The 12,057-nt window shown below is 72.0% G+C and carries 11 protein-coding genes; 5 read left to right on the top strand and 6 right to left on the bottom strand.

Translation table 11 applies throughout. The features are described from left to right. Positions 1-67: 67 nt before the first annotated feature. The gene (locus OG737_RS08450) at positions 68-724 is read left to right on the top strand and encodes a pirin family protein (protein WP_328925507.1); all 657 of its coding nucleotides are present in this window, start codon (positions 68-70) and stop codon (positions 722-724) included. Here OG737_RS08450 and OG737_RS08445 read toward each other — a convergent pair. Next, on the bottom strand, positions 721-1,539 hold the full coding sequence (locus OG737_RS08445; RefSeq protein WP_328930261.1) for a serine hydrolase domain-containing protein: 819 nt from the start codon (positions 1,537-1,539) through the stop codon (positions 721-723). The genes OG737_RS08450 and OG737_RS08445 overlap by 4 nt on opposite strands. 79 nt (positions 1,540-1,618) lie before the next feature. On the opposite strand from OG737_RS08445, the gene OG737_RS08440 reads away from it, so the two are divergent. Together OG737_RS08440 and OG737_RS08435 are read left to right on the top strand one after the other, a co-directional pair. Further along, positions 1,619-2,017: a MerR family transcriptional regulator gene (locus OG737_RS08440; protein WP_328925506.1), complete on the top strand. Its 399-nt coding sequence runs from the start codon at positions 1,619-1,621 to the stop codon at positions 2,015-2,017. Next, positions 2,014-3,039 (top strand): aldo/keto reductase, encoded by a 1,026-nt coding sequence (locus OG737_RS08435; protein WP_328925505.1) that lies wholly within the window; start codon positions 2,014-2,016, stop codon positions 3,037-3,039. The genes OG737_RS08440 and OG737_RS08435 overlap by 4 nt, the downstream gene beginning before the upstream one ends. 15 nt (positions 3,040-3,054) lie before the next feature. Here OG737_RS08435 and OG737_RS08430 read toward each other — a convergent pair whose 3' ends face one another. From OG737_RS08430 to OG737_RS08420, 3 genes are all read right to left on the bottom strand, one after another. Beyond that, positions 3,055-3,897 carry a DUF4429 domain-containing protein gene (locus OG737_RS08430; protein ID WP_328925504.1) on the bottom strand — a complete coding sequence of 281 codons (843 nt, stop codon included), beginning with the start codon at positions 3,895-3,897 and terminating at the stop codon, positions 3,055-3,057. Positions 3,898-3,972: 75 nt separating this feature from the next. After that, positions 3,973-5,208: an alpha/beta hydrolase gene (locus OG737_RS08425; RefSeq protein ID WP_405679988.1), complete on the bottom strand. Its 1,236-nt coding sequence runs from the start codon at positions 5,206-5,208 to the stop codon at positions 3,973-3,975. A gap of 119 nt (positions 5,209-5,327) precedes the next feature. Further along, entirely contained in the window at positions 5,328-6,008 is a 681-nt protein-coding gene (locus tag OG737_RS08420; RefSeq protein WP_328925503.1) for a TetR family transcriptional regulator, read from the bottom strand. A gap of 137 nt (positions 6,009-6,145) precedes the next feature. Here OG737_RS08420 and OG737_RS08415 point away from each other — a divergent pair, with 137 nt between their 5' ends. Both OG737_RS08415 and OG737_RS08410 read left to right on the top strand, forming a co-directional pair. Next, positions 6,146-7,753, top strand: a complete 1,608-nt coding sequence (locus tag OG737_RS08415; RefSeq protein ID WP_328925502.1) for an MFS transporter — start codon at positions 6,146-6,148, stop codon at positions 7,751-7,753. A gap of 199 nt (positions 7,754-7,952) precedes the next feature. Further along, positions 7,953-8,333: a peptidase inhibitor family I36 protein gene (locus tag OG737_RS08410; RefSeq protein WP_328925501.1), complete on the top strand. Its 381-nt coding sequence runs from the start codon at positions 7,953-7,955 to the stop codon at positions 8,331-8,333. On the opposite strand, the gene OG737_RS08405 is transcribed toward OG737_RS08410, so the two are convergent. Next, positions 8,314-9,129 (bottom strand): potassium channel family protein, encoded by an 816-nt coding sequence (locus OG737_RS08405; protein WP_328925500.1) that lies wholly within the window; start codon positions 9,127-9,129, stop codon positions 8,314-8,316. The two genes, OG737_RS08410 and OG737_RS08405, sit on opposite strands and share 20 nt — an antisense overlap. A gap of 70 nt (positions 9,130-9,199) precedes the next feature. Then, positions 9,200-11,932, bottom strand: a complete 2,733-nt coding sequence (gene aceE / locus OG737_RS08400; protein ID WP_328925499.1) for a pyruvate dehydrogenase (acetyl-transferring), homodimeric type — start codon at positions 11,930-11,932, stop codon at positions 9,200-9,202. Positions 11,933-12,057: the final 125 nt, after the last annotated feature.

Below are 12,057 nucleotides of genomic sequence, written 5' to 3'. Positions count from 1 at the left end.
GCTGTGCGGAGTCCGGTCCCGTGTCCGGGCCGGGCCCCCTCCCGTGGCTGGGGCTACGGTGGCCCCCATGATTGATGTACGCCGCGGCGCCGACCGGTACGAGGGCGGGGACCCGGCCGCCGGGATCACGACCCGGCACGCCTTCTCCTTCGGGTCCTTCTACGACCCGGACAACCTGCGCTTCGGACCGGTCCTGGCCTGCAACGAGGAGACCCTCGCCCCGGGCGCCGGCTTCGACGAGCACCCGCACAGCCACACCGAGATCGTCACCTGGGTGGTCGAAGGCGAGCTCACCCATCAGGACAGCACCGGCGAGAAGGGCGTGGTCCGGCCGGGGGACATACAGCGGCTCAGCGCCGGATCCGGGGCGCGGCACGTGGAGCGCAACGACGGCACCGGGCGGCTCCGCTTCGTGCAGATGTGGCTGGCGCCGCTCGCCGCGGGCGGGGAGCCCTCGTACGAGGTGATCCGGGACGTCAGCGACGCCGCACCCTGCGAGGTGCCCGGGGCCGGCGCCGTGCTGCACGTGCGGCGCCCGGGCGCGGGCGAGCGGGTCCCCGTACCGGCGGCGGGCCGGGTGTACCTGCACGTGGTGCGCGGGGACCTGCGCCTGGACGGCGAGGAACTCGGCCCGGGGGACTCGGTCCGGATCACCGGCGAGCGGGACCTGGAGATCGTCGCCGGGTCCCCGGGCGAGCTGCTGATCTGGGAGCTTCCCGCTTAGCGGGCGGCGAGCTCGGCCAGGACCGCGTCGGTGAACGGGGGCCAGGCCTCGACGGCCCACGGACCGAAGGCGCGGTCCGTCAGGGCCACGCACGCGGCGCGCGCGTCCGGGTCCACCCACAGGAAGGTGCCGGCCTGGCCGAAGTGGCCGAAGGTGCGCGGCGAGGAGGAGCCGCCCGTCCAGTGCGGGGACTTGCCGTCGCGGATCTCCAGGCCGAGCCCCCAGTCGTTGGGCGCCTGGTGCCCGTACCCCGGCAGGACGCCCTTGAGGCCGGGGTGGACCACGGACGTGGCCGCGGCGACCGTGCGGACGTCGAGCAGCCGGGGCGCCTGCAGTTCGGCGGCGAACCGCACGAGGTCGCGGACGGTCGAGACGCCGTCCTTGGCGGGCGAGCCCTCCAGGGTGGTCGCCGTCATGCCCAGCGGCTCGAACACCGCCTGGTGCACGTACTCGGTGAACGGGATGCCGGTGGCCTTGGTGATGTGGTCGCCGAGCACCTCGAAACCGGCGTTCGAGTACAGCCGGCGCTGCCCGGGCGGGGCGGTCACCCGGTGCTCGTCGAAGGCCAGCCCGCTGGTGTGCGCGAGGAGGTGACGGACCGTCGAGCCCTCGGGTCCGGCCGGCTCGTCCAGCTCGATCGCACCCTCCTCGTACGCGACGAGGGCCGCGTACGCGGCGAGCGGCTTGGTGACCGAGGCCAGGGCGAAGCGGTGGTCGACCGGCCCGTGGGAACCGGCCAGGCTCCCGTCGGCGCGTACGGCGGCCGCCGCGGCGGTCGGCACCGGCCAGCTCTCGATGATCCGCAGGCTTTCCATGCTGTTCACGGCCTCCAAGCTCTCCATGCGGCCGAGCCTACTTGCTTGGAGTGCGCTCAAGGGTTTTAGCGTGGAGGCCATGGACCAGAGCCTGATGCAGACGCGGTACACGATCAGCGAGGTCGAGGCCCGGACCGGGCTGACCCAGCACACGCTGCGCTGGTACGAGCGGATCGGCCTGATGCCGCACGTGGACCGCTCCCACTCGGGACAGCGGCGCTTCAGCGACGGGGACCTGAACTGGCTGGCCTTCGTCGGCAAGCTGCGCGCCACCGGGATGTCGGTGGCGGACATGGTCCGCTACGCCGAACTGGTGCGCGAGGGCGAGCACACGGTCGACGAGCGCCGCGAGCTGCTGGAGCGGACGCGGCGCGACGTGCGGGCGAGGCTGTCGGAGCTGACGGACGCGCTGGCCGTACTGGACTACAAGATCGATCTTTATGCGATGAAAGAGATCGCGGGGAAGGCACAGTCATGACGGAGTACGACGGCACCACCCTCGCGCAGGCCGAACTCGGCAAGGGCGGCCCGCTGGTCGGCGTCCAGGGCCTCGGCTGCATGGGCATGAGCGAGTTCTACGGGGACACCGACGAGGTGGCGGCCCGCGAGACCCTCGACGCGGCGCTGGCCGCCGGGGTCACCCTCTTCGACACCGCGGACACCTACGGGCAGGGCCGGAACGAGGAGTTCCTCGCTCCGTTCGTGGCCGCGCACCGGGACGAGATCACCCTGGCGACGAAGTTCGCCATAGAGCGGAGCGACGACCCGCACTACCGGGGCGTGCGCAACGACCGCCCGTACATCCGCCGGGCGGTGGAGGACAGCCTGCGCCGGCTCGGTGTGGACGTCATCGACCTCTACTACATGCACCGGCGCGACCCGGCCGTGCCGTTCGCCGAGTCGGTGGGCGCCATGGCGGAGCTGGTGCGGGAGGGGAAGGTGCGCCACCTCGGGCTCAGCGAGGTCACCGGCGCGGAACTGCGCGAGGCGCACGCCGTGCACCCGATCGCGGCGCTGCAGTCGGAGTGGTCGCTGTTCAGCAGGGACGTGGAGCGCAGCGCGGTGGGTGCGGCGGCCGAGCTGGGCGTGGCCTTCGTGCCGTATTCGCCGCTGGGCCGGGGCTTCTTGACCGGGGCCTTCGCGGACGCGTCCGTGGAGCTGTCGCAGGACGACTTCCGGCGCCACCAGCCGCGGTTCTCCGGTGACAACGCGCAGGCCAACGCGGCTCTGCTGGCACCGGTCCGGGCGATCGCCGAGGCGCGCGGGGCGAGCCCGGCGCAGATCGCCCTGGCCTGGGTGCAGCAGCGGGCGCGGGTGCACGGGCTGACCGTCGTCCCGATCCCGGGCACCCGCAAGGCGGTCCGCGTCCGCGAGAACGTCGCGGCGGCCCGGATCACCCTGTCGGACGCGGAACTGGCCCTGCTGGAGCCGATCGCCTCGCAGGTCGCGGGCGACCGCTACCCGGACATGACCTTCACCTCGGCGGCCCGCGAAGCCTGACCGCCCTGGCCCGGCCTACCGGGAATCGGCGGCGAAACGATCCCGCAGTGCCGTGTACTCGGCGTCCGTGAGCAGCCCCTCCGAGTACAGCTCGCTCAGGTGCCGCAGACGGTCGTCGCCGGAGCGGGCCCGGGGGACCGCGGACACCGCGGCGCGGCCCCGCACGGCGGCGAGGACCGCCGCGGCGAACGGCAGCGACTCGTGCGCCGCCCCGTACCCCACGCCGAAGACGGCGGCCGCGAGGTCGTGGTCCGGCCGGGGGTCGGCGGCGGTGTCCCGCTCCCGCAGCAGCAGCCGCAGGTGCCCGCCGGATCCGTCCGGGGACCTCCACTCCACGCCGGTCACGGCCGAGAGGGGGTAACGCTGGTCGCCCGCCTTCCACTTGGTGGAGGTGGCGCCCGTACGGGACCAGTGGAAGGCGACCGCCGAGCCGTCGAAGCCCACCCGCGCGTCGTATGCCTTCAGGTGCCGCGGCGGGCCGGGTACGTCGACCAGGAAGCGGTCGGCCGGCTCGGCGGCGTCCGGCCCGAGCCGCAGGCGCAGGGCTTCGGCGAAGGCGGCGGCGCGCGGGGCCCGCTCGCCCGGCAGCACGAGCCGGTACGGGTCGCAGGACTCCTTCAGCTGCCCGGCCGCGGCCTCCATCAGTGGATCGGCGCCCGGCCGAGGGCGGGCGCGCAGCACCACCGTGTCCCGCTTCCCGGCAGTCACGGTCACCCCGGACACCGCTTCCACGGGGATCCGGCGCGAGCCGAGGGCGTGAAAGAGTCTCGGCGTCCTTATCCCCCGTGCGAAGCGGATGAGCACCGAGTCCGAGTCGAACTCCCAGACGGCATGGTTTCCGGCCAGTACGTCACCCATGCGGCACATGGTAAGGGGAGAGGTCCCCGCACGTCCCCCTCGGCGCGAGGGCCGATTTCCGCTCCTCTACGCGCGTCAGTCCGTCTCTGTTCCGGAAGTTCCACGGCGGCACGCGTCGTCGCCGGTCGCGCAGACCACGGAGGCGAACGCGCCGGTTCCGATTTTGGCGAAGTTGTCCACCGAGTCGGTCCCTGGCGTGAAATAGCCGGTGTGATTCTTGGCCGTCGCCGAGGACAGCAGCCGCGCGCCGAACGCCGGGGACACCGGATCGGCACCGTGGCCCAGCCCGCCGACCTCCAGGTGCGGCACGTCCGCGATCCAGTCGCCCTCGTCCCGCGTGGCCCAGACCCGGGCCGAGGTGTGCAGTCCGGCAACGTTCTCCGCGCGCATCCCGGGGCTGCCCGCCACGACGACGTCCGTCACGCGGGCGGGCAGTTCGTGCGCGGCGACGCCGCACACCACCGATCCGTAGCTGTGGCAGAACAGCGCCACGCGGGAGTCCCCGGGCAGGGCCATGGTCAGCGCCCTGAGCCGGGCGGCGCCGTCGACGGCCATCCGGCCGGTGGCGGCGTCCATGCCGACCCCGGTGGGAGCGGTGTAGCCGGCCCAGGCGATGACCGCGGTCCGGCTGTCCGGCGCGGCCGCGCGCTGGGCCTGGTACAGGGACTCGGCCATGCCGACCGGGGCGGTGAAACGGCGCTGGGTGCGCTCGAAGGTGAGCGCGTCGGTGTCGACGCCGGGGACGATCACCGAGACGCGGCGGGCCTCGTCGAGGTCGCCGAAGACCTCGGCGACGAGGCCGTCGCCGGTGGGGTCGAAGGTGAGGATCTGCCGGCGGGGCTCGGCGAGCGAGGCGAAGCGGTGGGAGCGGCGGACTGCCGTGGCGCGGTCCGCCGGGGTCAGGGCGACGTCGCGGCCGCGGGCTTCCTCGACCTGGACAGCCTGCTCCAGGCCGATCCGGTTGGCCCGGTAGCGGGTGTCGGCGGGGACCCCGCCGAGATTGCCCACGACGAAGGGGTAGCCGTCGGCGAGCCGGGCCCGCTGGGCGTCGTCGAGCCCGGCGAAGAAGCGGGCCACCGTCCGTACGGGGGCATCCGCGGGCGGTACCGGGCGGCCGTCGACCCGGGCCGCGGCCCAGGAGGCGAGGCTCGCGGCCCGCAGCGGGGTGCCGCCCTCGGGGCGGTGCACGGCCGTCCAGCCGGTGGTCGCCAGCAGGACGAAGACCACCGCGAGCGCGAGCAGGGTGCGCAGGGCGGCGGGGCGCGGGTCGGCGCCGGGGGCGGTGGGGTGGGCAAGGCCTGACAGTTTCACTGCGACCAGCGTAGGAGACGCCTTCCGGCCACGGCGCCCCGGGTGACGGGACTCACGGCCCACCGGGTCGCTCCACAACTCCGGTCACCCTGCTGCCCGGCAGGCCCCGGCAGCGCCGGTCAGTCCCGGCCCGTGGCGGGCGTACGGCGCCAATCCGCAGCCAGGGCGGGGCCGATCTGGTCCAGGTACGCCTCGGTCATCCGCCGGATCGCGGCCACGCTGGTGTCCTCGCCCTGCCCCCACAGCCGGCCCGTGACTCGCATCACACCCGAGAACGCGGCGACGGCCACCCGCGGCCGGGGATCGGCGTCCACGTCCAGTCCCTCGCGGGCGGCGATCAGCCGGGCGATCCGCTCCTCCAACTCGGTGGAGCGACGCAGGTGCACGGCGAGGAGGGCCGGGGTGGACTCGATCAGCTGGTAGCTGCGCATGTAGAGGTCGACGGGGACCACCTCGGAGATGGCCTCCTCGACGGTGTCCCAGGCGGCGAGCACCGCGCCCCGCATCGCCGCGAAGGGGCCCTCGGAGGGCGGCCGGGCCTGCAGCTCGGCGAAGAAGTGCGACTCGACCAGGTCCTGGACGGCGAAGGCGACCTCCTCCTTGTTCGCGAAGTAGCGGAAGAAGGTCCGCTGCGACACGTCCACGGCGTCGGTGATCTCGTCGACGGTGGTCCGCTCGTACCCCTGGGAGATGAAGAGCAGCAGGGCGGCGCGCAGCAGCGCGTCCCGGGTGCGCCGCTTCTTGCGTTCGCGCAGGCCCGCCGCCACCGGTGCGGCCGGCGCCGGCCGTTCGTCGGTCATCACCGGGGGGCTCCTTTCCGATGTTCTTCTGCTCTTCTGACGCCGGGTGAGCGGTCAGGTTACCTGTGACCCACGCGACAAAGACTGTCCCACTGAGCCGTTTGTGAACTGTCAGTCGCTGTCACTAGCCTGTTCGCATGACTAGTCAGATCACCGTCGACGAGCAGGTGCCCGCCAAGGAACCAGGATCGGCACCGGCCCGTACGGGCCTGCGCGGCCACCCCTGGCTGACCCTCTTCGCCGTCGCGATCGGCGTCATGATGGTCGCCCTCGACGGCACGATCGTCGCCGTCGCCAACCCCGCGATCGCGGCGGACCTCGATGCCTCGCTCGCCGACATCCAGTGGATCACCAACGGGTACATGCTGGCCCTCGCGGTCTCCCTGATCACCGCGGGCAAGCTCGGCGACCGCTTCGGCCACCGCCAGACCTTCCTCATAGGCATCGCCGGCTTCGGGCTCTCCTCCGCCGTGATCGGCATGTCCGAGGGCGTCGAGCTCGTCATCACCGCCCGTGTCGCGCAGGGCCTCTTCGGCGCGCTGCTGATGCCCGCCGCGCTCGGCCTGCTGCGCGCCACCTTCCCCGCCGAGAAGCTCAACATGGCCATCGGCATCTGGGGCATGGTCATCGGGGCCTCGACGGCCGCCGGGCCCATCATCGGCGGCCTCCTCGTCGAGCACCGCAGCTGGCAGTCCGTCTTCTTCATCAACGTCCCCGTCGGGGTCGTCGCGCTGCTCCTGGGCCTGTTCATCCTCGTCGACCACCGCGCTCCGAACGCCCCCCGCTCCTTCGACATCCTGGGCATCCTGCTGCTGTCGGGCGCGATGTTCTCCCTCATCTGGGCCCTGATCAAGGCCGGGGAGTGGGGCTGGGGCGACTGGAAGACCCTGTTCTTCCTCGCCGCCTCCGTGCTCTGCTTCGCGTTCTTCGCCGTCTGGGAGACGAAGGTCGCGGAACCGCTGATCCCGCTGGGCATGTTCCGCTCGCTGCCGCTGTCCGCGGGCACCGTGCTGATGGTGCTGATGGCCTTCGCCTTCATGGGCGGCCTGTTCTTCGTCACCTTCTACCTGCAGAACGTGCACGGCATGAGCCCGGTCGACAGCGGTCTGCACCTGCTTCCGCTGACCGGCATGATGATCGTCGGTTCGCCGCTGGCCGGCGCCGTCATCACCTGGGTCGGCCCGCGGATCCCGCTCGTCGGGGGCATGGTCGCCACCGCCGTCGCCTGCTTCGGGATGGCCCGGCTGACCCCGGGCACCGGCACGCTCACGATGTCGCTCTGGTTCGCCCTGCTCGGCCTCGGGCTCGCGCCCGTCATGGTCGGCGCCACCGAGGTCATCGTCGGCAACGCCCCGCTGGAGCTGTCCGGCGTGGCCGGCGGGCTCCAGCAGGCCGCCATGCAGGTCGGCGGCAGCCTCGGCACCGCCGTCCTGGGCGCGGTCATGGCCAGCGCCGTCGGCAACTCGTTCGGGGACAACTGGCACGCCGCCGGGCTGCCTCCGCTCGCCCCGCAGGAGCAGGCTCTCGTGGAGAAGGGGGTCCAGGTCGGCATGGCCCCCGTCCAGCCGGGCACCCCGGAGCCCGTCGCGCAGGCGATCGCCGACGTCGCGCACGACACCTTCGTGTCCGGCATGAGCACCGCCTTCACCGTCGCCGGCGTGGTCGCGGTCCTCGCCGCCGTCGTCGCCTGCTTCACCAAGCGCGGCGAGAACGCCGCCGCGGGGGTGGGCGCCGCGCACGTCTGAGGCCCGGCTCCAGCGCCCGCGGAGGCGTCAACTCCGTACGTACGACAGCCCTGCCGGACGGTTCCGGCGGGGCTGTCGCCTATCAGGGTGGACCTGCCCGAGGCCTCTTCCGCCCGGCCGTCGGCGCAGGTCAGCGTGGTGTCGGCGGAGCTCCGGCAACAGTCCGGGGCACGTTTCGTCCACAAGGAGTTGACCCGTCATGCGTACGTGGAGCACCACTTTCGCCGTCGCCGGCCTGGCCCTCGCCGCTCTCGTCCCGAGCACCTCCGGCGCGGCGCACGCCGCCGGCCCGGCCACCCTCGGGGCCTGTGCGACCGGACAGCTGTGCCTGTGGGCGAAGCCGGAGTTCAAGGGCACCCGGAACACCCACGAGCTGAGCACCCTGGACATCAACAGCTGCACCGCCCTGCCCGCGGGGACCAGCGCCCAGTCCCTCACCAACCGGCTCGGCCGCCCGGTGACCACCTACCAGTCGGCGCAGTGCGCCGAGACCGGCGAGTTCCAGACCTACCCGGGCGACGGGGTCTGGCTGCCGCAGTCGCCGTACCAGGTCAGGGCGTTCAAGGTGTGGGAGACGTAGCCTCGCGCGGCGCCGGGGCCCCGGCCAGCTCGGCCGGACCGGTCGGATCAGCCGGCCCGGCCGGTCCGGCCGCCCCGCCGCCCAGCGTCGCGACCTCCGCGCGCAGCGCCCGTACCTCCGCCTGCAGTTCCCGAAGGGCCGCCACATGAAGCCGCTCCGCCTGGTCGTCCCGCTCGAAGCGGGCGATGAACCAGGCGGCGATGTTGGCGGTCACCACACCGAGCAGGGCGATCCCGGACAGCATCAGCCCGACGGCCAGCACCCGGCCGAGGCCGGTCGTGGGGGAGTGGTCGCCGTACCCGACCGTCGTCATGGTGGTGAAGGACCACCACACCGCGTCGCCCAGGTTCTTGATGTTCCCGTCGGGGGCGTCCCGTTCCACGCTCAGCACCGCGAGAGAGCCGAACATCAGCAGCCCCACCACCGCCCCGGCCACATAGGTCGTCAGCCGGATCTGCGGAGCCATCCGGGCCCGGCGCCCCACCAGCATCAAGGTGGCGACGAGCCGCAACAGCCGCAACGGCTGGACCAGCGGCAGCACCACCGCGGCCAGGTCCAGCCAGTGCGTCCGTACGAAGACCCTGCGGTCCCTCGCGAGCACCAGCCGCACCAGGTAGTCGACGGCGAAGGCCCCCCACACCACCCACTCCGCGTGCGTGCACGCCCGGTGCACCGACGGATCCGCGTCGGGCGCGACGATGGGCACGGCGTAGGCGACGGCGAAGGCCAGGGCGAGTACCAGCAGGGGCGTCTGTGTACGGCGCTCCCAGCGCGCCTGGCGGGAGGGTTCCTTCATGCCAGCATCGTAAAGAACGCGTAAGGGGCGCTGGGACAGATGTCCCAGCGCCCCCACGGAAGGGTGACGGCTACGCGTCTCCGCCCGCCGCGCCCGGGTCGGCCGCCGCGACGTCCAGCAGCTGGTAGCGGTCGACGGCCTGCTTCAGCACCGAACGGTCGATCCGGCCCGCCTTGGCGAGCTCGGTGAGCGTGGCCAGGACCACCGACTGCGCGTCGATGTGGAAGAAGCGCCGGGCCGCGCCGCGGGTGTCGGCGAAGCCGAAGCCGTCCGCGCCCAGCGAGGTGTACGGGCCGGGCACCCACCGCGAGATCTGGTCCGGGACCGACCGCATCCAGTCGGAGACCGCCACGAACGGACCTTCCGCACCCGACAGCTTCCGCGTCACGTACGGGACGCGCTGCTCCTCCTCCGGGTGGAGCAGGTTGTGCTCCTCCACCGCGACGGCATCGCGGCGCAGCTCGTTCCAGGAGGTCGCCGACCAGACGTCCGCCCGCACGTTCCAGTCGGCGGCCAGGATCCGCTGCGCCTCCAGCGCCCACGGCACCGCCACGCCCGAGGCCATGAGCTGCGCCCCGATGGTGCCCTCCGTGCCCCGCGACACCCGGTGGAGGCCCCTCAGGATCCCGTCCACGTCGACGTCCGCCGGCTCGGCCGGGTGCTGGATCGGCTCGTTGTAGACGGTCAGGTAGTAGAAGACGTCCTCCGACTCGGGCCCGTACATGCGCCGCAGACCGTCCTCGACGATGTGCGCGATCTCGTAGCCGTAGGCCGGGTCGTACGCGACGCAGCCCGGGTTCGTCGAGGCCAGCAGCTGGGAGTGGCCGTCGGCGTGCTGCAGGCCCTCACCCGTCAGGGTGGTCCGGCCGGCGGTCGCACCGAGGACGAAACCGCGCGCCAGCTGATCGGCCATCTGCCAGAACTGGTCACCCGTGCGCTGGAAACCGAACATCGAGTAGAAGACGTAGACCGGGATCAGCGGCTCGCCGTGCGTCGCGTACGCCGAACCCGCGGCGATCAGCGAGGCCGTGCAGCCCGCCTCCGAGATGCCGTCGTGCAGCATCTGGCCGGTTGGGGACTCCTTGTACGCGAGCAGCAGGTCGCGGTCGACCGCCTCGTACTGCTGGCCCAGCGGGTTGTAGATCTTGGCGCTCGGGAAGAAGGCGTCCATACCGAAGGTGCGGTACTCGTCGGGCGCGATCAGCACGAAGCGCTTGCCGATCTCCTTGTCCCGCATCAGGTCCTTCAGGATGCGGACGAACGCCATCGTGGTGGCGATCGACTGCTGGCCCGAGCCCTTCTTGGCGGCCGCGTAGGTCGCGTCGCCCGGCAGCTCCAGCGGCTTCGCGCGCACCACGCGGGTCGGCACGTAGCCGCCGAGCGCGCTGCGCTGGTCGTGCATGTACTGGATCTCGGGCGACTTCGGGCCCGGGTGGTAGTACGGCGGGGCGCCGCTCTCCAGCTGCGCGTCCGTGATCGGGATGTGCAGGCGGTCGCGGAAGCGCTTGAGGTCGTCGACCGTCAGCTTCTTCATCTGGTGCGTCGCGTTGCGGCCCTCGAAGTTCGGGCCGAGCGTCCAGCCCTTGACCGTCTGCGCCAGGATCACCGTCGGCTGGCCCTTGTGGGCCTTGGCCGCCGCGTACGCCGCGTAGACCTTCTTGTGGTCGTGTCCGCCGCGGCCCAGGTGCTGGATCTGGTAGTCGGTCATGTTCTCGACCATCGCGCGCAGCCGCTGGTCCCCGCCGAAGAAGTGCTCACGGATGTACGCACCCGACTCGGTGGCGTACGTCTGGAACTGCCCGTCCGGGGTGGAGTTCATCTTGTTGACCAGGATGCCGTCACGGTCCTGGGCCAGCAGCGGGTCCCAGGAGCGGTCCCAGATCAGCTTGATGACGTTCCAGCCGGCGCCGCGGAACTGCGACTCCAGTTCCTGGATGATCTTGCCGTTGCCGCGCACCGGGCCGTCGAGGCGCTGGAGGTTGCAGTTCACGACGAAGGTCAGGTTGTCCAGACCCTCGCGCGCCGCGATGGACAGCTGGCCGAGCGACTCCGGCTCGTCCATCTCGCCGTCACCGAGATACGCCCATACGTGGGACTTGGAGGTGTCCGCGATCCCGCGCGCCTCCATGTACCGGTTCATCCGGGCCTGGTAGATCGCACCGAGCGGGCCGAGGCCCATCGACACGGTCGGGAACTCCCAGAAGTCCGGCATCAGCCGCGGGTGCGGGTAGCTGGAAAGGCCGTACGGGGCCTTCGACTTCTCCTGCCGGAACGCGTCGAGCTGCTGCTCGGTGAGCCGGTCCAGGAGGTAGGCGCGGGCGTAGATACCGGGGGACGCGTGGCCCTGGAAGAAGATCTGGTCGCCGCCGTCGCCCTCGTCCTTGCCCCGGAAGAAGTGGTTGAAGCCCACGTCGTAGAGGGAGGCGGAGGAGGCGAAGGTCGCGATGTGTCCGCCGACCCCGATGCCCGGGCGCTGGGCGCGCGAGACCATCACGGCCGCGTTCCAGCGGGTGGCGTTGAGGACCTTGCGCTCGATCTCCTCGTTGCCGGGGAAGAACGGCTCGTCCTTGGTGGCGATCGTGTTGACGTAGTCCGTGCTGCGCATCTCGGGCACGGCCACGCGCTTCTCACGGGCCCGCTCGATCAGCCGCAGCATCAGGTAGCGGGCGCGTTCACGGCCCCGCTCGTCGACTGCGGCGTCCAGGGAGTCGAGCCACTCCTGCGTCTCCTCCGGATCGAAGTCCGGGACCTGACTCGGCAGGCCGCCAATGATGATCGGATTGCGATCGGATGCGGAAGCCACGCTGTTCCTTCGCTGTCGGGGGAGTCGTGCCTTGGGTTCGCCGCCTCCCATGGTCTTACGCTCGGCCGAAATCGTCATCTCTACCACTGGGTAATCCCTGGAGACGGTAGGGAGTCTTGAGGAGG

Source organism: Streptomyces sp. NBC_00122 (assembly GCF_045160845.1).
Lineage (GTDB): Bacteria > Actinomycetota > Actinomycetes > Streptomycetales > Streptomycetaceae > Streptomyces.
Note: the sequence above shows the minus strand (reverse complement) of the source record. Positions and strands in the feature narration are given on the sequence as shown.